18 protein-coding genes are annotated in these 19,724 nt (G+C 71.8%); 14 read left to right on the forward strand and 4 right to left on the reverse strand.

All coding sequences use genetic code 11. From position 1 onward, the window contains the following. Positions 1–7: 7 nt before the first annotated feature. A complete protein-coding gene (mptB, locus tag ACFYV5_RS29705; RefSeq protein ID WP_389173422.1) occupies positions 8–1,453 on the forward strand; it encodes a polyprenol phosphomannose-dependent alpha 1,6 mannosyltransferase MptB in 1,446 nt (481 codons plus the stop codon). A 121-nt stretch (positions 1,454–1,574) separates the two neighbouring features. Here the strand turns inward: mptB and ACFYV5_RS29710 are convergent, their stop codons facing one another. Both ACFYV5_RS29710 and ACFYV5_RS29715 read right to left on the reverse strand, forming a co-directional pair. Next, entirely contained in the window at positions 1,575–3,149 is a 1,575-nt protein-coding gene (locus tag ACFYV5_RS29710) for an amidohydrolase family protein (RefSeq protein WP_389173424.1), read from the reverse strand. 9 nt (positions 3,150–3,158) lie between these two features. Continuing rightward, positions 3,159–4,442: an amino acid deaminase gene (locus tag ACFYV5_RS29715; protein WP_389173426.1), complete on the reverse strand. Its 1,284-nt coding sequence runs from the start codon at positions 4,440–4,442 to the stop codon at positions 3,159–3,161. A 193-nt stretch (positions 4,443–4,635) separates the two neighbouring features. Here ACFYV5_RS29715 and ACFYV5_RS29720 point away from each other — a divergent pair, with 193 nt between their 5' ends. From ACFYV5_RS29720 to ACFYV5_RS29735, 4 genes are all read left to right on the forward strand, one after another. Next, positions 4,636–5,700, forward strand: a complete 1,065-nt coding sequence (locus ACFYV5_RS29720) for a sugar kinase (RefSeq protein WP_389173581.1) — start codon at positions 4,636–4,638, stop codon at positions 5,698–5,700. Beyond that, complete coding sequence (locus tag ACFYV5_RS29725) at positions 5,697–6,458, forward strand: IclR family transcriptional regulator (RefSeq protein WP_355105637.1); 762 nt, start codon at positions 5,697–5,699, stop codon at positions 6,456–6,458. The genes ACFYV5_RS29720 and ACFYV5_RS29725 overlap by 4 nt, the downstream gene beginning before the upstream one ends. Next, complete coding sequence (locus tag ACFYV5_RS29730; RefSeq protein ID WP_355105639.1) at positions 6,455–6,865, forward strand: RidA family protein; 411 nt, start codon at positions 6,455–6,457, stop codon at positions 6,863–6,865. Before ACFYV5_RS29725 ends, ACFYV5_RS29730 begins: the two co-directional genes overlap by 4 nt. Positions 6,866–6,994: 129 nt before the next feature. Further along, complete coding sequence (locus ACFYV5_RS29735; protein WP_389173429.1) at positions 6,995–8,428, forward strand: GntP family permease; 1,434 nt, start codon at positions 6,995–6,997, stop codon at positions 8,426–8,428. 56 nt (positions 8,429–8,484) lie between these two features. On the opposite strand, the gene ACFYV5_RS29740 is transcribed toward ACFYV5_RS29735, so the two are convergent. Then, on the reverse strand, positions 8,485–9,822 hold the full coding sequence (locus tag ACFYV5_RS29740) for a M14 family metallopeptidase (protein WP_355105643.1): 1,338 nt from the start codon (positions 9,820–9,822) through the stop codon (positions 8,485–8,487). A gap of 207 nt (positions 9,823–10,029) precedes the next feature. Here ACFYV5_RS29740 and ACFYV5_RS29745 point away from each other — a divergent pair, with 207 nt between their 5' ends. Continuing rightward, positions 10,030–11,307, forward strand: coding sequence for an Nramp family divalent metal transporter (locus ACFYV5_RS29745; RefSeq protein WP_355105645.1), 1,278 nt, complete (start codon positions 10,030–10,032; stop codon positions 11,305–11,307). A gap of 26 nt (positions 11,308–11,333) precedes the next feature. Next, entirely contained in the window at positions 11,334–11,690 is a 357-nt protein-coding gene (locus tag ACFYV5_RS29750; protein ID WP_389173432.1) for a hypothetical protein, read from the forward strand. A gap of 13 nt (positions 11,691–11,703) precedes the next feature. Here the strand turns inward: ACFYV5_RS29750 and ACFYV5_RS29755 are convergent, their stop codons facing one another. Beyond that, positions 11,704–13,407, reverse strand: coding sequence for a chitinase (locus tag ACFYV5_RS29755; protein WP_389173434.1), 1,704 nt, complete (start codon positions 13,405–13,407; stop codon positions 11,704–11,706). A 305-nt stretch (positions 13,408–13,712) separates the two neighbouring features. On the opposite strand from ACFYV5_RS29755, the gene ACFYV5_RS29760 reads away from it, so the two are divergent. From ACFYV5_RS29760 to ACFYV5_RS29790, 7 genes are read left to right on the forward strand one after another with little or no spacing between them, the layout of a single operon-like run. After that, positions 13,713–14,567, forward strand: a complete 855-nt coding sequence (locus ACFYV5_RS29760; protein WP_389173436.1) for a hypothetical protein — start codon at positions 13,713–13,715, stop codon at positions 14,565–14,567. Between the two features lie 60 nt (positions 14,568–14,627). Further along, complete coding sequence (gene cpaB / locus ACFYV5_RS29765) at positions 14,628–15,332, forward strand: Flp pilus assembly protein CpaB (protein WP_355105653.1); 705 nt, start codon at positions 14,628–14,630, stop codon at positions 15,330–15,332. Positions 15,333–15,339: 7 nt separating this feature from the next. Continuing rightward, positions 15,340–16,626, forward strand: coding sequence for a CpaE family protein (locus tag ACFYV5_RS29770; protein ID WP_389173438.1), 1,287 nt, complete (start codon positions 15,340–15,342; stop codon positions 16,624–16,626). 3 nt (positions 16,627–16,629) lie between these two features. Continuing rightward, positions 16,630–16,998, forward strand: coding sequence for a TadE/TadG family type IV pilus assembly protein (locus ACFYV5_RS29775; protein ID WP_389173440.1), 369 nt, complete (start codon positions 16,630–16,632; stop codon positions 16,996–16,998). Then, on the forward strand, positions 16,995–17,360 hold the full coding sequence (locus ACFYV5_RS29780) for a TadE family protein (protein WP_389173442.1): 366 nt from the start codon (positions 16,995–16,997) through the stop codon (positions 17,358–17,360). The genes ACFYV5_RS29775 and ACFYV5_RS29780 overlap by 4 nt, the downstream gene beginning before the upstream one ends. 43 nt (positions 17,361–17,403) lie before the next feature. Next, positions 17,404–18,744 (forward strand): CpaF family protein, encoded by a 1,341-nt coding sequence (locus ACFYV5_RS29785; protein WP_389173444.1) that lies wholly within the window; start codon positions 17,404–17,406, stop codon positions 18,742–18,744. 9 nt (positions 18,745–18,753) lie between these two features. Further along, the gene (locus ACFYV5_RS29790) at positions 18,754–19,695 is read left to right on the forward strand and encodes a type II secretion system F family protein (protein ID WP_355105663.1); all 942 of its coding nucleotides are present in this window, start codon (positions 18,754–18,756) and stop codon (positions 19,693–19,695) included. Positions 19,696–19,724 lie beyond the last annotated feature (29 nt).

Here is a 19,724-nt window from a genome sequence, read left to right on the forward strand (position 1 = left end):
GCCCGTCATGTGGGTGTTGAGTGCCTCCGGATGCCGGTGGCTGGGTGCGATCGGGTCGCTCGCCGTCGCGGTGGGCGGGTACACGGCCGGGACGCTGCCGGTACGCGAGCCGTGGGGGCTGTGGGCACCCCGGGGGCCGGCCCTGACGGTGGCCGGTGCCGTCCTCGCGTACCTGGGACTGACCCTGCTCGTCGCGGCCTGGTGGCGGTACGGCGTACTGCTGGCCCGCGGCGTACGGGAGGCGCGGGACCGGGTGCTGGGCACCCTCGGGTGGTGGACGGCGCCGCTGGTGCTCGCGCCGCCGCTGTACAGCGCCGACGTGTACAGCTACATCGCGCAGGGCGCCATGGTCCTGGAGGGGTACGACGTGTACGGGGCGGGGCCCTCGGTCCTCGGCCCCGGCGACCTCGGGGCGGACGCGGCGGCGAGCGTCGGCGGGCACTGGACCGACACCCCCGCTCCGTACGGGCCGGTCTTCCTCGCCCTCGCGCAGGCCGTGGTGGGAGTGACCGGCGGGGAGATCGTGCCGGCCGTGATCGGGATGCGGCTGATCGCGCTCGGCGCGCTCGCGCTGATCGTCTGGGCCGTACGGGGGCTGGCGGACGGCGACCGGAGCGGGGCGCTGTGGCTGGCCGCGCTCAACCCGCTGCTCCTGATCCATGTCGTCGGCGGCATGCACAACGACGGGCTCATGATCGGGCTGATGCTGAGCGGCGTCCTGCTCGCGGCGCGGGCGCGATGGGTGGTCGGCTGCGTGCTCGTCGGCCTCGCGGTGATGGTCAAGTCGCCGGCGGCGGTGGCGCTGCTCTTCATCGGCGTGATGATCGCGCGCCGGGACGGTGGCGTACGGGGTGTGGTGAAGGGGCTCGTGCTGCCGGCGCTCGTCGCGGGCGGGGTCGCGGCGGGCGCGACGGTGGTGGCCGGGACCGGCTTCGGGTGGCTGCGGACGCAGAGCGTCGCCGGGACCATTCACACGGCGCTGTCGGTGACGAGCGACGTGGGGCTGGGGCTCGGGCTTCTGGTCGGGGACGATCCGGAGCCGGTGAAGGGTGCGGTGCAGACGGTGGGGCTGGCGCTCGCGTTGGTGATCATCGGGGTGCTGGCCTGGCGGGCGTGGAAGGGGCGGATCGATCCGGCCCTGGGGCTGGGGCTCTCGTTGGTGGCTCTGGTGGCGCTGTCGCCGATGGTGCAGCCGTGGTACGTGCTGTGGGGGGCGGTGGTGGTGGCCGCGGTGGCGTGGCGCAGCCGGGTGGGGCACCTTCTCGTGGTCCTGTCGGCGGCGCTGGTGTACGAGACGGCGCCGTCGGGGCGTACGCCGTGGTACGGGTTCGTGGTGGGGGGTCTTGTTCTGGGCCTGGGCCTTGTGCTGATGCGGCGGGGGTCGGGGGCGACGGGGTCCCGGCCGGTGCGGGCTCCCGTGGTGGGCGGGCACATGGGACGGACGCGCCCGTAAGGGCGCCGTCCGCTGTGCCCACCCGTTCCGCCCCAGCGGAACGAATGCCCACAGCGGGCGGGGCGGGGGACAGGCGCATGGCGCACGCGGGCGGCGGCCGGGCTACCGCGGCCACAGCGGATCAGGTCGACCGGATCGACCTGCCCGCGAGGGCGTCCGTTCTCTTGCCGTCCTCCATGACGAACCTGCCGTCGATCAGGACGTGGGGGATGCCCACCGGGAGCCGGCGTGGGGTGTCGTACGTCGAGGCCGCCGCCACCGTCGTCGGGTCGAAGAGGACCAGGTCGGCGCGGTAGCCCTCGCGGACCAGGCCGCGGTCCGGGAGGCGGAGGCGGGCCGCCGGGCGGGAGGTCAGGTGGGCCACGCACTCCTCCAGGGAGAGGACGCCCAGCTCACGTACGTACCGCCCGAGGTAGTGCGGGAAGGTGCCGTACGCCCGCGGGTGCGGCTTGAGGCCCTGCAGGATGCCGTCCGAGCCGCCCGTGTGGACCCGGTGGCGCATGATCGTCCGGACGTTCTCCTCGTGGCCCACGTGCTGGAGGATCGTCGTGCCGAGCCGGTCCTCGACGAGGAGTCGGCGGGCGGTGGCCCAGCCGTCCACGCGGCGGCCCACGAAGTCCACGAGCCCCGGGTCGCTCACCCCCGAGATCTCGACGGTCTCCCACTCGACCGGGACGCCGTGGCAGCCGTCCGAGCCGATCTCCTCCAGGTGGTGGCGGATCCGCTCGGAGGCCGCCTCGTCCCGGAGCCGGGCCAGGATCGCCTCCGGGCCGCCCTCGCTCGCCCAGCTCGGCAGCAGCGCGACCAGCGTCGTACAGCCGGGGGTGTACGGGTACGTGTCGAGGCTGATGTCCGCGCCGGCGTCGAGCGCCCGGTCGAGAAGGGCCAGCAGCTCCGGCGCCCTGCCCTTGTTCACGCCGAAGTTCATCGTCGCGTGCGCCAGGTGGAGCGCGCAGCCCGCGTCCCGGGTGAGGGCGACCATCTCCTCGTACGCCTGGAGCGCACCGGCGCCGTACGAGCGGTGGTGCGGGCAGTAGTAGCCGCCGTACCGGGCCACGACCTCGCAGAGCTGGGCGAGTTCGGTGTCGGGGGCGTACATGCCCGGGGTGTACGTCAGCCCGGAGGACATGCCGACCGCGCCCTGTTCCATGCCCTCGGCCACCAGCTGCCGCATCCGGTTCAGCTCGGCGTCCGTCGCCGGGCGGTCGTCCCAGCCGACCGCGTACATCCGGACCGTGCCCTGCGGGATCAGGTACGCCGCGTTCACCGCGATCCCCCGGTCCAGGCGGTCCAGGTACTCGCCGACCGTGCGCCAGTCGAAGTCGATGTCGCTCCCGTCGCCGTTCCAGCCGGTGATCGCCCGGCGGACCTCCGCGAGCGTGCGGTCGTCGACCGGTGCGTACGACAGGCCGTCCTGGCCGAGGACTTCGAGGGTCACGCCCTGCGCGGCCTTCGCGCTGTGGTCCGGGTCCCGGAGCAGCGCGAGGTCGCTGTGGGCGTGCATGTCGATGAAGCCGGGGGAGAGGGCGAGGCCCTCGGCGTCCAGGACGCGCCGGGCGGTGGGGCGCTGGCAGCCCGCCGCCGCCCCCTCCTTGACGATGGCGGCGATCCGGCCGCCGTCGACGGCCACGTCGGCGCGGTACGCGTCCCCGCCGGAGCCGTCGACGACGTCCACGTCGCGGATGACCAGGTCCATGGCGGGCTCCTAGAAGAAGGTGCGGATGTAGTCGACGACCGTGCCGTCCGCCTCGACCAGCGGGATCAACTGCCACTTGTCGAAGGAGGTGCAGGGGTGGGACAGGCCCATGCCGAGCCAGTCACCGACCTCGATCTCGGCGTCGGGCTCCGTCCGCAGCCAGCCGTGCTGGTCGGAGAGGCCGGTGACGGTGATGCCCTCGGCGGGGCGGACGGCGCCGGTGCGGGCGTCGCGGACGACCTGGGCCTCCGGGAGGTCGAGGTCGTACGCGGCGTCACGCTTGCCCGCGTTGGTGAACGCCTGCTCGGGGGTGGGGCGGGAGACGACCTGCGCCCAGAGCCGGAAGGCGGGCTCGAGCACGCCCTCCTCGGGGACCCGGTTGAAGGGGGTCAGGCGCCGGTACTGGCCGTCGTCGTGCGAGACGTACGCGCCGGAGCGCAGCAGCTTCAGGACGGGGAGGGAGAGCACGGGGATGTCGGCGAAGACGTCGGCGACCGCGTCGAACCAGGCGCTGCCGCCCGCGCTGACGACGATCTCCCCGATCTCGGGGGAGAAGCGGCCCGCCTTGTCGAAGTCCGCGGCGAGGGCCGTCAGCCGGCGCAGCCAGGCGTGGACCCGTTCGGCGTCCGCCCGGGGGACCTCGCCCTCGTAACCCGCCACGCCGACCAGACGCAGGGTCGTGGTCGCCGCGACGGCGTCGGCGACGGCGGTGCAGTCGGCTTCCGTACGGACTCCGGTACGGGCTCCCTCGCCGGCGCCGAGCTCGACGACGACGTCCACGGGGCGGCGGGCGACGGCCTCGGTGAGGGCCGCGTCCATCAGCTCGACCCCGCGCACGGAGTCGACGTAACAGACGAAGCGGAAGTCCGGGTCGGCGTCGAGCTCGGCGGCGACCCAGCGCAGGGCGGGGGCGTCGACGAGCTCGTTGGCGAGGAAGATCCGGGCGATGCCGTGGGCGCGGTAGACGCGGGCCTGGTGCGGTACGGCGGCGGTGATGCCCCACGCGCCGTGCTCCAGCTGGCGGTCGAAGAGCTGCGGGGCCATGGAGGTCTTGCCGTGCGGGGCGAAGGCGAGGCCGTGGCGCTCGGCGTAGCTCTCCAGGAGGCGCAGGTTGTGCTCGACGGACTCGGCGGAGAGGGCGAGGACCGGGGTGGTGAAGCCGCCGGTGAACAGGTTGCGGCGCTGGGCCGCCAGCTCGCCGACGGTCAGGCCGTCGGCGTCCGGGGGCAGGGCCTTGAAGCGGTGGTCGACACGCTCGTTGGCCAGCTGAGGGGTGGGCCGGTCGGCGGGCATGGATCCTCCTCGTCGAGGTGTTGCATTCTCTGCAACGCTCATTGCGCATATCGCTTGCTGCTGTCTAACATCCGGGCCAACGCCGGGTCAATGGACCGGCGTGAGCGACCCCCGACGCACGAGGAGCCCGAAGGTGACCGGAACCCCGCCCGTGGACGCGCCACCCGTGGACGTCGTCTGCCTCGGCGAGTCCATGGTCACCCTTCTCCCCACCCGGCCGGGCCGCCTCGCCGACGTCCCCTCCTTCACCCGCACCATCGGCGGGGCCGAATCCAACGTGGCGTGCGCGCTGGCCGCGGCCGGACACCGGGCGAAGTGGGTCAGCCGGGTCGGCCGCGACGGCTTCGGCGACCACCTGGTGGAGACGATCGCCGCGTACGGCGTCGACGTGTCGGCGGTGGGGCGGGACGCCGCACGGCCGACCGGCGTCTACTTCCGTACCGCCACGGACCGGGCGACCGCGGCGCACGAGGTCGTCTACTACCGGGCCGGTTCGGCGGCGTCGGCGATGTCGCCCGCGACCGTGCCGTACGCGGCGGTGGCCGACGGGCGGGTCCTGCACCTGTCCGGCATCACCGCCGCGCTCTCCGGGGAGTGCCTCGCCCTGACGCGTGACCTGACCGCGCCGCGGGCGGGGCGTCCGCTGGTCTCGTTCGACGTGAACTTCCGCGCCGGGCTGTGGCGCGACGGACGCGACGGACGCGACGGATCGGGACCGCGGGTGCTCCTGGACCTCGCACGGGGTGCGGACCTGGTGTTCGTGGGGGAGGACGAGGCGGAGGAGGCGTGGGGGGTGGTGGGGCCGGAAGCGGTACGGGGCGTGCTGCCGGAGCCCGAGGTGCTGGTCGTGAAGCGGGGCGGTCGGGGCGCGGTCGTGTTCGAGCGCCGCGCCGGCACCGGCACCGGCACCGGCGAAGGAGCTTCCGCCGAGGACACCGTCACCGCCGCGCCCCACGCCGACACCGTCACCTTCGCCGCCGCGCCCCGCGTCGACGTCGTCGCCCCCGTCGGTGCCGGGGACGCCTTCGCCGCCGGGTTCCTGTCCGGGACCCTTCGGGGCCTGCCCGTACGGGACCGTATCCGGCACGGACACCTCATGGCCGCCGCCGCGCTCACCGTCCCCGGCGACCTCGGCGCTCCGGCGGCGCCCGCACACGCCGACCGGCTCGTCGCCCTCGACGACGAGGGCTGGGGGAGACTGCACCTCGCACCCGGCTGGACGCGGACCGGGGAGGACCAGGAGGTACGTACGCCATGAGTCAGACCGTCGACCGCGCGCTGAGCATCCTGCCGCTGCTCGCGCAGGGCCCCGCCGACCTCGGGCAGGTCGCCGACCGGCTCGGGGTGCACAAGTCCACCGCCCTGCGGCTGCTGCGCACCCTCCACGAGCACGGGCTCGTCTACCGCCAGCAGGACCAGCGCTACCGCCTCGGCGCCCGCCTCTTCGCCCTCGCCCAGGAAGCCGTCGAGAACCTCGACATCCGTGAGATCGCGCACCCCCACCTCGCCGCGCTCAACGAGCAGATCGGGCACACCGTCCACCTCGCGGTGTACGAGGAGGGCGAGGTCCTCTACATCGACAAGGTCGAGAGCCGCTACCCGGTCCGGATGTACTCCCGCATCGGCAAGCCCGTCGCGATCACCGTCGCCGCCGTCGCCAAGCTGCTGCTCGCCGACCTCCCCGAGCCCGAACGGCGTACCCTCGCCGCCAAGCTCGACTACCCCCCGTACACGCCCCGTTCGACCCCGAACGCCGCCGCCTTCCTCCAGGAGCTGGCGACCGTGCGCGAACAGGGCTGGGCCACCGACCTCGGCGGCCACGAGGAGTCCATCAACTGCGTCGGCGCCCCCATCCGCGGCGCCGACGGCCGCGTCGTCGCCGCCATGTCGGTCTCGGCGCCCAATGTGGTCGTGACCGCGGAGGAACTCCTCGCCCTCCTCCCGCTGGTGCGCCGCACCGCTGACGCCATCAGCCGTGACTACTCAGGCAACACTCCTACCAAGGACCGGACATGACCGAGAAGACCGCGCTCACCCCCGCCACCCACACCGCCCCGCCGGCGAAGTTCTCGCACGGCGTCAGGAAGGGCAACATCCTCCAGGTCGCCGGCCAGGTGGGCTTCCTGCCGGCCGTCGAGGGCCAGGCACCGACCGTCGCCGGCCCGACGCTGCGCGAGCAGACCCTCCAGACCTTCGCCAACGTCAAGGCGATCCTGGAGGAGGGCGGCGCGAGCTGGGACGACGTGATGATGATGCGCGTCTACCTCACCGACGTCGACCACTTCGCCGAGATGAACGAGATCTACAACGCGTACTTCGAGGAGCAGGGCCTCAAGGCGCCCGCCTCGGCCCGTACGACGGTCTACGTCGGCCTCCCCCAGGGCCTCCTCATCGAGATCGACGCCCTCGCGGTCCTCGGCTGAGACCGAGCCCTCCGCCGCACCTGAGCCTGAGCCTGAGCTGATTCCTCTGAAACCCCCGCTCCACGGCACGGCGTTCGTCCCCGGGACGCCGTGCCGCGCTCCCCCCTACCCAAAAACGAGGTTCTCCCCATGCAGCCCCACACCGGTGGTCTCCTGCTCCTGATACCCGGCACCGCCGGACTGCTCACCGTCGCCGCCCTCGGCATCGCCCTCCTCCTCGTCCTGATCATCAAGGTCCGGCTGCAGCCCTTCGTCGCGCTGCTCGCCGTCTCCCTCGGTGTCGGCCTCGCCGCCGGGCTCTCCGTCACCGAACTCTTCGGTACGGTCCAGAAGTCCGCCGCCACCTCTGTCATCGAGACCGGCATGGGCGGCATCCTGGGCCATGTCGCGATCATCATCGGCCTGGGCACCATGCTCGGCGCGATACTCGAGGTCTCCGGCGGCGCCGAGGTGCTGTCCTCCCGTCTCCTCGGCCTCTTCGGGGAGAAGCGCGCCCCGCTCGCGATGGGCCTCACCGGTCTGATCTTCGGCATCCCGGTCTTCTTCGACGTCGGCATCTTCGTCCTCGCGCCGATCGTCTACGCCGCCGCCAAGCGGTCCGGCAGGTCGATCCTGCTCTACTGCATGCCGCTGCTGGCGGGCCTGTCGATGACCCACGCGTTCCTGCCGCCGCACCCCGGCCCCGTGGCCGCCGCCGGGCTTCTGCACGTCTCGCTCGGCTGGGTCATCCTCATGGGCGTCGTCGTCGGCATCCCCGCCGTCCTCGCCGCCTGGGCCTACGCGGCCTGGATCGGCAGGCGCATCTTCGTCGAGGTCCCGCACGACATGGTCGAGGCCGCCGAGGAGGCCAGGGCGAAGGTCGCCGCCGAGCGCAAGGACGGTGCCTCCGAGGCTCCCGTCTCCCTCGCCACGGTCCTGCTCATCATCGGTACCCCGCTGGTCCTCATCCTCGCGGCGACGTTCTCCTCGATCGCCCTGGACGCGTCCACCCTCCGCTCGGTGATCGAGTTCTTGGGCAACCCGTTCGTCGCGCTGACGATCGCCCTGGTCCTCGCGTACTACCTGCTCGGCATCCGGCGCGGCTGGTCCCGCACGTCCCTGGAGCAGGTGTCCACCTCCTCGCTGAAGCCGGTCGGCAACATCCTGCTCGTGGTCGGCGCAGGCGGTGTCTTCGGCGCCGTCCTCAAGGCGAGCGGCGTGGCCCAGGCGCTCTCCGACACCTTCGAGGACGTCGGGCTGCCCGTCATCGTCCTCGCCTATCTGATCTCGCTCGTCCTGCGGGTCGCGCAGGGCTCGGCGACCGTCGCCATCGTCACCACCGCGGGCATCGTCCTGCCGCTGGTCGAGGGCGGTGACCACTCGCAGGCGTTCCTCGCCCTGGTCATCATGGCGATCTCGGCCGGCTCGATCTTCGCCTCGCACGTCAACGACGGTGGCTTCTGGATCGTGTCCAAGTACTTCGGCATCTCGGAGCGGGACACCCTGAAGTCCTGGACCGTCCTGGAATCCGTGCTGTCCCTGACCGGCTTCGCGGTCGCGGCGGCGCTGAGCCTGGTGGTCTAGGGCCGTTCACGAACGAGAGGCGCCCCGGGATTCCCGGGGCGCCCCTTGGTGCCTCGTCAGCTCGTGCAGTACTGCGAGCCCTTGCCGATGGAGCGGTACATACAGTCCGCGTTCTCCAGAAGCTGGAGCACCGCGTCCTTGTTGCGGCTCGTCTCGCGCTCGATCACCTCGTCGGGCGGGTAGAAGCCGCCGTTCCAGGACGAGGCCGGATACATCTCGAAGGTGTACCCGAAGATCTTCTGCGAGCCCCAGAGGTAGTCGTCGATCGAGCCGTCCGTGACGTAGAGGTCGCTGGACTGCTCGGGCGTGTAGCCGTTGCTGGCCGCCATCTTCCGGCCGACGGCGGCGAACGCGTCGCGGTCGTCCTGGGTCATGCCCGGGGCGGTGTCGGCCGTCGTGTACCCGAAGGGCCAGAGGACCAGTTCGCTGTACGTGTGGAAGTCGATGCCGGCCTTGATCTGCTGCTTGCCGCCGACCACCCGGGAGCGGACGAAGTCGGCGACGACCTTGACCTCGGGGGCGGACTCGGGGGCCGTGCCCCGGTACGTCTCGGAGCTGAACGAGCCGGAGGAGCCGCCGCAGCAGCCCCACTTGTAGTTCCAGTTGCGGTTCATGTCCGTACCGACGTAGCTGGAACCGGCGTTGGGCTGCCGGTTCTTGCGCCAGCTGCGGTAGGAGCCGGTGGCGATGTCGTACTCGCCGCCGTCCGGGTTGAGGTCCGGCACGATCCAGATCTCGCGGCTGTTGACCACGTTCGTGATCCGGGAGTCCGTGCCGTAGCCCGCGCCCAGCTCGCGCAGCAGGTAGAGCGCCATCTCGACGGTCAGGTGCTCGCGGGCGTGCTGGTGGTGGGTGAAGAGGACCTCGGGCTCGGCCTCGTCGGTGCCGACGTTGTCGCTGATCTTGATGGCGACGATGTCCCGGCCCTGGTAGGTCTTGCCGATGACCCGCTTGTTCATGATGCCCGGGTACTGCGTGAGGCGCTGGTTGATCTCCGCGTTCATCTCGGCGTAGTTGTGGTACTTCGAGTCGGCGGAGGGGAAGTCGAAGGGCTCGACGGCCCGGCCCGCGATCGACCGGTCGGGCGGGGCCGGCAGCGCCTCGGGGCGGTGACCGAGTGCGCGGAGCTTGCGCAGTTGGGCGGAGTTGGCGCTGACGACGACGCTGTGGTCGTCGACCTCGTCGATCGAGACTCCGGTCGCGGCGAGCGCGGTGCGCTCGGCGACGGTGGACGGGCCGTGGATCTCGTACTGGCGGATGACTTCCTCGGTGGCGGCGGTCGGCTCCGAGTCGGCTCCGGCCTGGTACGCGCCTGCGGAGAGCGGCGCCGCGAGGGCGAGCGCCAGAAGGGCCGCGAGCGTGGCGGACCTTCTTCCGCGGGTTCGAAGTCGCATGCTGTCTCCTGGGTGGGGAGTGTGGGGGTGTGCGACAGGCTGTGCGGGTGTCCGGGCACATCGTGCGACCGTGACATGGACTGGTCAAGGCCGCGAACCGGTCAGATGCCGAAGTCGGCCTTGCCCTCTTGCGCTGCCGCGCCACAGCCGCTTTGGTGACCGGGGCCACACAGCAGATCACATCGGACGGGCGAAAGGCGGTCGGACATGGCGGAGACAGCTCAGGAGGAGGGCACGGGCGGCGCCGGAACCCGCCCGCGCAAGGCCACCTGGCGCGCCATCGGCCCCGGCATCGTGGTCGCGGCCACCGGTGTCGGCGCCGGCGACCTGGTCGCGACCCTGATCGCGGGCTCGAAGTTCGGCTACACGCTCCTCTGGGCCGCCGTCATCGGCTGCCTCGTCAAGATCTCCCTCGCCGAGGCCGCCGGCCGCTGGCATCTGGCCACCGGACGCACCCTCTTCGACGGCTGGCGCAGCCTCGGTTCATGGACCACCGTCTACTTCGTCGGTTACGTCGTCGTCTGGGGCTTCGTCTACGGAGCGGCGGCGATGTCCTCCAGCGCCCTGCCGCTCAGCGCGCTCTTCCCCGACGTCATGGACCTGAAGGCCTGGGCGGTGCTGTGCGGCCTGGTCGGTCTTGTCTTCGTCTGGTTCAACCGGTACGCCGTCTTCGAGAAGGTCATGACCGTGCTGGTCGGCGTGATGTTCGTGGTCACCGTCTACCTGGCGGTCCGGGTCACGCCCCACCTCGGCGACGCCTTCGCCGGCCTGGCTCCCGTCCTTCCCGACGGCTCCCTCGTCTACACCCTCGGCCTGATCGGCGGTGTCGGCGGCACCATCACCCTGGCGGCGTACGGCTACTGGATCAACGCCAAGGGCTGGCGTGACACCGGCTGGATGAAGGTGATGCGGCTCGACAACCGGGTCGCCTACCTCACCACCGGCATCTTCGTCGTCGCGATGCTCTTCGTCGGCGCCGAGCTGCTGCACTCCTCCGGCGTCGCGCTCGCCAAGGGCGACAAGGGGCTGCTCGACCTCAGCGGCGTGCTGGCCGAGCGGTACGGGGACGCCACCGCCAAGCTCTTCCTGATCGGTTTCTTCGCCACCTCCTTCACCTCGCTCATCGGGGTCTGGCACGGCGTCAGCCTGATGTTCGCCGACTTCGTGACGCACTACCGGCCCTCCCTCGTGCCCGCCGGCACGGCCCGCGACAAGTCGCTGCCGTTCCGCGCGTACCTCCTGTGGCTGACCTTCCCGCCGATCGCGCTGCTCTTCCTGGACCAGCCGTTCGGCCTGGTCATCGTGTACGGGGTGATCGGCGCGTTCTTCATGCCGTTCCTGGCGCTGACGCTGATCCGGCTCCTCAACTCCTCCCGTACCCCCGCCGAATGGCGCAACGGACCGCTCAGCAATGTCATGCTCGGGGCGGCCGGGCTGCTCTTCGTCGTCCTGTGCGTCCAGCAGGTGCGCGAGCTGCCCTGGTAGAGAGCCGCCCTGGTAGAACTGCCCGCATGAACATGCCGCCACCGCCGCCGGGCTTCGGCCCCCCGATACCCGTACCGCAGCCGGCCCACGTCGAGGGCCCGGAGTTCGTCGCCCACGACAGGCGCAACTCCGTGATCGTCGACGCGACGGGGGTGTCCCTGGAGATCAACGGCTGGACCATGGACCTGCCGTGGGCGGGCGTCGCCACGGTGCACTTCGCCCCCGCCCCGCACGGCCATGTGCTCATGGTCGCCGTCCGCCATCCCGGCGGCATGCTGTACGAGTGCCAGGTCGTCGCACGCCGAAGGGCCCAGCTCGACCAGTGGCTGGCCGAGCTGGGCTCCGTACTCCCCTACTACCTGGGGAACCGTCCGCCCGTCTGAGGGCGGGCACGGCCTACGGCAGGTTGTGGACGTGCGGGCCGACCGCGTTGGACCAGGCGTTGCCGGCCGTCGCGTCCCAGTTGGTCGACCAGGTCATCGCGCCGCGCAGGTTCGGCCAGGTCTGCGGGGGCTTGAAGGAGCCGCAGCCGGTGCCGCGGGTCAGGCAGTCCAGCGCGTTCTTCACGATCGACGGGTCGACGTAGCCGCTGCCCGCGCCGCGGGTCGAGGCGGGCACGCCCAGGCCGACCTGCGAGGCGTCGAGGCCGCCCTGGAGCTGGATGCAGGCGAGCGCGGTGAGGAAGTCCACCGAGCCCTGGCTGTACACCCTGCCGTCACAGCCGAGCATCGAGCCGCTGTTGTAGTACTGCATGTTGACCACCGTGAGGATGTCCTTCACGGCCAGCGCGGTCTTGAAGTACTCGGTACCGGTGTTCTGCATGTCGATGGTCTGCGGCGCCATCGTCAGGACCATCCCCGAGCCGGCCTTGGCGGAGAGCTGGCGCAGCGCCTTGGTCAGGTACGTGGAGTTGATGCCGTGCTCCAGGTCGATGTCGACGCCGCTGAAGCCGTACTCCTGCATGAGGGCGTACGCGCTGTTCGCGAAGGCGGTCGCGGAGGCGTCACTGTTGATGGTGACGTTCCCCTTCTCACCGCCGACCGAGATGATCACCGACTTTCCTGCCGCCTTCTTGGCTGCGATGTCCGCCTTGAAGTCGGCGACGGAGGCGTAGCCGACGGCCGGGTCGAGGTTGAAGACGATCTGGCCGGGCGTGGCGGTCGAGTCGGCGAAGGAGACGGCGATGATGTCGTACTGCGCCTGGACGTCCCGCAGCTTCTGGACGGTCGCGCCGTTGTCGAAGTTCTGCCAGTAGCCGGTCAGCGCGTGCTTGGGGACGGCGGGGCCGGGGCCCGGGTTCGTCCCCGTGCTCGTCCTCGCCGAGACGGTGGCGGACTTGGCCGACTCGCCCGCCGCGTTCGTCGCGGTGACCTGGAACTGGTACGTGGTGTCGGCGGCCAGGCCGGTCACGGTGGCGGACGGGCCGCTCACCGAGAGGACCTTGGTGCCGCCCCGGTACACGTTGTAGCCCGTCGCGCCCGAGGCCGCGTTCCAGCTCAGGGCGACGGAGGAGGAGGTGACCGTGCCCGCGGCGAGGCCCGCCGGGGCGGCCGGGACGACCGGGTCGGGGTCGGTGCCGCCGCCCCCGTCGGGGCCGAGGACGGAGACGTCGTCGACGTGGTAGGCGGCCTGTCCGTACCAGCCGTGGGTGTAGACGGTCACCGAGGTGGTACTGGCACCGGTCGTGAAGGTGGTGGTCAGCTGCTTCCAGGAGGAGCTGTCGGGGGTCCAGGTGGAGACGTCCGCGGTCCCGGTGCCGCTCGCGCCCAGGTAGGCGTACCCGCCCTGGACCCAGGCGCTCAGCCTGTACGTCGAGTTCGGCTTCACGGTCACGAGCTGGGTGCACTTGGCGTGGTCCTGGCCGGCGGGGGTGGCCCTGAGGGCACCGGATCCGGTCCGTACGGGCGAGGAGACCGCGGCGCCACTGCCCGCGGAACAGGTCCAGTTGGCGATCCCGGACTCGAAGCCCGCGTTCTTGGCCACGTTCACGTCCGCGGCCTGGGCGGTGCCGGCGCCGCCGACGAGGACGAGTCCGGAGCCGACGGCCAGCGCGAGGGCGCCGCCGATCCATCTGCGGGCGCGTGTGGTGGTGCGGTCCACTTGCTGCCTCCGGTGGGGAGTCGGGGGTGTGGAGGTACGGAACGGTGGCCACCGCTGGGGGAACAAGTTGGTCCAGACCAATCCCGTTGTCAAGACCTCTGGCAGGAGGCGGCAGTTGGGGCCTGGGCCCTGGGGCCCACGGCCGGGCCCAGCGCAAGGGCCGCGCGGGCCCAGAAATCTCCGCGCGCTTGGCGGATTGTGTGTTCACCAGCCCGCAGGTCGTGGATAAGGTGCAGAAGCACCGCGCTGTGCAGTAACGCAGTGAACGCAGTGAGTCATGGGGACATGGGGACGGGGAGCCCGACGTGCCGACAGCGATCGCGGTCACCAGTGCCGACCTGGTGCTGCCACCGACCGACCAGCAGACGCCCACCGCCGCCGTCCTGCCCGCGCCCGGGACCCAGCCCCTCGCCTCCGCCGTCGCCGACCTGCAGCTCCTCCTCGACCGGTACGGCCATGTGATCGTGGTCTGCCCCACCTCCCTGCCGACCGCCGCGGAGCAACGGCTGCACGCCGTACGGTCCCTCCTGGAGAGCGACCGGATCGCCCTGGTCAAGACCGATCTGCCGCCGCTCGGCACCGCCGTGCTCGCCCGCCAGCTGCGGCAGCTGTCCGTCTGCGACTTCAGCCCCGGCGTCGTCGCCTCGGCCGCCCGGCTGCTCGCCCACTACATCTACGCCGGGGCCGTCCTCGGCTCCGTCGCCAAGCTCGACCGCGTACCGGTCAGCCTGAAGTCCCATCTCAAGGGCTGGATGCCGGGGTCGCAGTTCGCCGTGCTCGCCGGACCCGTCCCGCAGCTCGTCCGGATCACACCCGGCGCCGAGCCGCCCACCGGACCCGAGTTCGCCACCCAGCTCCTGCTGGCCCGGGGGCAGCTGCAGACCGACTGGCCCACCGGCACCCTCGCGCCCCGATGGCAGGTCCAGGGCGTCCAGGAGACCCCGCTGCCCGCCGACTCCCCGCGCTGGTGGGGCACCGGCCGGCTGGTCGAGTTCGCGGCCCATCTGCCCGACATCGCGGTCCTCCACCACCTGGTCTCCTCCGTACGGCGCGAAACCTGTCACTGGTGCCGGATGGAACTCATCGGCGACCGCTGCGGATTCTGCTCCGCCCCGCTGGCCACACCCACACCCCGGGCGCTCACTTCCCCTGTCCGCTGATCCCCTGTCCGCCGCCCCCCTGTCCACCGAGTCACACGGAACCGAACGAGGTTGTACGGCATGAACTCCCGCCAGCGTCGTGGCGTCATCCTGCTGCTGCTGTCCGTCCTGTGCGCCCTGGGCGCGTTCGCCGGGGTCCTGTCGGTGATCGGCGACGTCAACTCCAAGGTCGGACCCGAGGTGACGGCGTACCGCGTCAAGAACACAGTGGACCCCTACGCCCCGCTGAACAGCGGGCAGTTCGAGAAGATCTCGATGCCCGAGCGATGGCTCTCGAAGAACGCCGTCACCGACCTCGCCCAGATCGAGGGAAAGATCGCCGTCACCACCCTCCAGGCCGGGTCCCTGCTGCAGTCCGACATGATCGTCAAGCGCCCGGCCCTCCAGCCCGGCCAGCAGGAGATCGCCATCATGATCGACGCCGCCACCGGAGTCGCCGGCAAGATCACCGCCGGCGCCACGGTCAACATCTACGCCACCTTCGAGAGCGAGAAGGACGGGCAGCCCGCCCAGTCCAAGATGATCGTCAGCAACGCCCGGGTCCTGGACGTCGGCCGGCTCACCCCCATCCGCGACCAGGACGACCGGAGCGGCCGCGCCACGGATGCCGTCCCGATCAGCTTCGCGCTCTCCACGCTCGACACCCAGCGCGTCGCCTACGCCGAGTCCTTCGCCCAGCACGTACGCCTCGCGCTCGTGGCCCCCGGCAGCGAGCCCACCGTCGATCCGCGCGACCGCACCTACACGCTCGACAAGGACAAGTGAGCCCGGTATGACCACCAGGATCCTGCCGGCCGTCGCGGACCCCGACGCGGCCCGGGCCGTCACCACGCTGCTCAGCCAGCTCCCCGACGCCGAGCCCGCCGCCCCCGTCGCCGACTCCACCCACCTGGTCGACACCCTCGCCCGGCTGGCCGCCGTCTCCCTCGACGAGCTGCCCGAGGTCGTCCTCGTCCACGAACGGATCGGCCCGGTCCCGGCCCTGGAGCTGGTCCGCGAGGTCGCGCTCCGCTTCCCCGCCGTCGGCGTCGTCCTCATCACCGCCGACGCGAGCCCCGTGCTCTTCTCGGCCGCCATGGACTCCGGAGCCCGCGGCCTGGTCACCCTCCCGCTCGGCTACGAGGAGCTGGCCAGCCGCGTCCAGGCCGCCGCCCAGTGGTCCATCGGTGTCCGCCGCCACCTCGGCGGCGGGGCCGACGCCCTCGCCGGGCCGGGTGGAACGGTCGTCACCGTCAGCGGCGCCAAGGGCGGCGTCGGGACCACCGTCACCGCCGTGCAGCTCGCCCTCGCCGCCCGGGCGTCCGGACGCACCGTCGCCCTCGTCGACATGGACCTCCAGGGCGGCGACATCGCCTCGTACCTCGACGTCCAGTTCCGCCGCTCGGTCGCCGACCTCGCTGCCGTCGACGACATCTCGCCGCGCGTCCTGCAGGACGCCGTCTACACCCACGAGACCGGCATCGACCTGCTCCTCGCCCCCGGCGAGGGCGAACGCGGCGAGGAGGTCTCCGACCGCTCCGCCCGCCAGATCGTCAGCGCGCTCCGCTCCCGCCACGACGTCGTGGTCGTCGACTGCGGTACCTATCTGACCGGGGCGGGCGCCGTCGCCGTCGAGATGGCCGACACGGCGCTCCTGGTCACCACCCCCGACGTGGTCGCGGTACGGGCCGCGAAGCGGATCGTTCGGATGTGGGACCGCCTCCAGATCCGCAAGGCGGAGGAGAGCACGGTACTGGTGAACCGGTACACGCGCTCCACCGAGATCCAGCCCGCCCTCATCCAGAAGATCACCGGAACACGGATGGCGGGCGTCGTCGTCCCCGCCAACTTCAAGGAACTGCAGGGCGTCGTCGACGCGGGCCGGATGCACGAGCTCGACGCCCGCTCGACCGTGAAGCAGGCGCTGTGGTCGCTCGCCGGGGAACTGGGGCTCGTACAGGCGCCGGAGGACGGCGCCCCGCGGGGAGGCGCCCCGCGCGGCCCGGGCAGGCAGCTCGCCCTCACGCGCGGCGACGACCGGGGATCGGTCGGCCTGCGACGACGCGGGAAAGGGCGCTGAGCCATGCCGGCGTACCGGGACGACAAGGGGCAGGTGGCGATCGAGTTCCTCGGCATGGTGCCGCTCATCGTGCTGACCCTGGTGCTGCTGTGGCAGTGCGTCCTGGTCGGGTACACCTTCACGCTCGCGGGGAACGCGGCCGACGAGGCCGTGCGGGCCGGTGCGGTGGAGGGCGACTGCCAGGGCGCGGGGATGCGGCACCTGGAGGGGGCGTGGGCGGCGGGCGCCTCCGTGGCCTGCGCGCCGTCCGGGGAGATGGTGCGGGCGACGGTACGGCTCAAGGTGCCCGTGCTGTTCCCCGGGGCGATCGGCTTCCCCTTCACCGTGACCGGTGAGGCCGGAGCCGTACGGGAAAGGGGGACGCGGCCGTGAAGGCACGTGACCGCGGCCAGGTCGCCGTCGAATACCTCGGGTTCCTGCCGATCCTGCTGCTCGTCGCCCTCGCCGGCATCCAGCTCGGACTCGCCGCGTACGCCGCCCAGCAGGCGGGGACGGGGGCGCGCGCGGCCGCCCGGGCCGCCACGCACGACGAGACGACGCTCGACCCGGGCGCGGCGGGCCGGGCCGCGATGAGCGACTGGATCGCCGAACGCTCCGGGGTCGACGTCGACGCCGGGGGCGACGAGGCGGTGGCGACGGTCACCGTACGGATCCCGTCCGTCGTCCCCTTCTGGGACTTCGGACAGGTGAGGAAGAGCGCCACCCTGCCCCTGCCCGAGGAGGACGAGTCATGAGTCCGGAGCCCGGAGGGCGAGTCATGAGTCCGGAGAACGCGTCATGAGCCTGCGGGCCCGTATCAGCACCCCCGAGGAGAACGGCCCGGGAGGCCGCGAGGACGGCCACCTCGTGGCGTCCTTCCGCGCCAAGCTCCTGGAGGAGATCGACCTCACCGAGATGTCGGCCCTCGCCGCCGCCGAGCGGCGCGCCCGCCTCGAACGCGTCCTCGGCCACATCATCAGCCGCGAGGGCCCCGTCCTCTCCACCGTCGAACGGGCCCAGCTGATCCGCCGCGTCGTCGACGAGGCGCTCGGACTCGGCGTCCTGGAGCCCCTCCTCGAAGACGCCTCCATCACCGAGATCATGGTCAACGGCCCCGACCAGATCTTCATCGAGCGGGCGGGCCGGGTCGAGCTGCTGCCGCTCCGCTTCGCCTCCCACGAGCAGCTGATGCAGACCATCGAGCGCATCGTCTCCACCGTCAACCGGCGGGTGGACGAGTCGAATCCGATGGTCGACGCCCGGCTGCCGTCCGGCGAGCGCGTCAACGTGATCATCCCGCCGCTCTCGCTGACCGGGGCGACGCTGACGATCCGCCGCTTCCCCCGCGCGTACACCCTGCGGGAGATGATCGGCCTCGGCTCGCTCGACGAGCACATGCTGTTCCTGCTCGCGGGCCTCGTCCAGGCGAAGTTCAACGTGATCGTCTCCGGCGCGACCGGCACCGGGAAGACCACGCTCCTCAACGCGCTGTCCGGCCTGATCCCGGAGGGCGAGCGGGTCATCACCATCGAGGACTCGGCCGAACTCCAGCTCCAGCAGTCCCATGTCATCCGCCTGGAGAGCCGCCCACCGAACATCGAGGGCCGCGGCCAGGTCACCATCCGCGACCTCGTCCGCAACTCCCTGCGCATGCGCCCCGACCGCATCATCGTCGGCGAGGTCCGCGGCGGCGAGACCCTCGACATGCTCCAGGCGATGTCCACCGGACACGACGGCTCGCTCGCCACCGTCCACGCCAACTCGGCCGAGGACGCCCTGACGCGGCTCCAGACCCTTGCCTCGATGTCCGAGGTCAAGGTCCCCTTCGAGGCGCTCAGGGACCAGATCAACAGCGCCGTCGACGTCCTCGTCCAGCTGACCCGGCACGCCGACGGCACGCGCCGCATCACCGAGATAGCCATCCTGGCGTCGAACGGCCGCGAACGCTTCACCCTCGCCACCGTCTGCCGCTTCCGCGCCGAGCCGCTCGCCGCCGACGGACGGGTGTACGGCGTTTACGAGTACCACCCGCTGCCCCGACGGGTCGCCGACCGGCTCTACATGGCGGGCCAGCCGATCCCTCAGGCCTTCGGCGTCGCCGCGACCGACGAGCAGCTCGCCACCCGAGAAGCGAAGTAGGGGACGTCCATGACCGACCTGACCTGGCTGGTGACCGGCGTCGCGCTGCTCTGCTGCGTCCTCGGCGTGCTCGGCGTCCACACGTACGCGAGCGGAGCCGCCCAGCGCGCCGCCCTGGTCGCCCGGCTGACCCAGACCGGCGAACCGGAGAGGACGGGCCGCCGCAGGCGCCGCTTCCGGGCCATCGACCGGCGCCTCCGGCGCACCGCGTTCGGACGGAAGCTGGAACTGCGCATCTCCGCCACCGGCCTCGACCTGACCCCGGGAGAGTTCGTCGTCGCCATGGCGGCCACCGTGGCCGCCCTGTGGGCCGTCGGGCAGGCCGCCCTCTCGCCGTTCTTCGGCCCGATCTGCGGCTTCCTCGGCGTGTGGGCGGCCCTGGGCTTCCTCAACTGGCAGCGGCAGAAGCGGATCGAGAAGTTCATCAACCAGCTCCCCGAGCTCTCCCGCATCCTCGCCAACGCCACCCAGGCCGGACTCGCGCTGCGGATGGCGCTCAGCATGGCCGCCGACGAGATGGAGGCACCGGCCGGCGACGAACTGGAGAAGGTCGCCCAGCAGCTCGCGGTCGGCACCTCCATCGACGACGCCCTCGGCGAACTCGCCGAACGCCTCCCCTCCCGCGAGCTGGTCGTCCTCGTCACCACCCTCGTCCTCGCCAACAAGGCGGGCGGCACGGTCGTCACCTCCCTGCGCAACCTCACGGAGACGCTGGAGGAGCGGAAGGAGACCCGCAGGGAGGTCCGTACACAGCTGTCGCAGGTCAGCATGACGGCGTACACGGTCCCGGTCATCGGCATCGGCTCCCTGCTCCTGATCGACAACATGCAGCCGGGCGCCCTGGACCGGATGACCGGCTCGGGCCTCGGTCAGTTCGCCGTCGTCGCCGCGTGCGCGCTGTACGTGGTCGGCTTCGCCGTCATCCGCCGCTTCTCGAAGATCGACGTCTGAGGGGCTGGACGCACATGGCTCACCTGCCG

Source organism: Streptomyces sp. NPDC003035, from assembly GCF_042888285.1.
GTDB lineage: Bacteria > Actinomycetota > Actinomycetes > Streptomycetales > Streptomycetaceae > Streptomyces.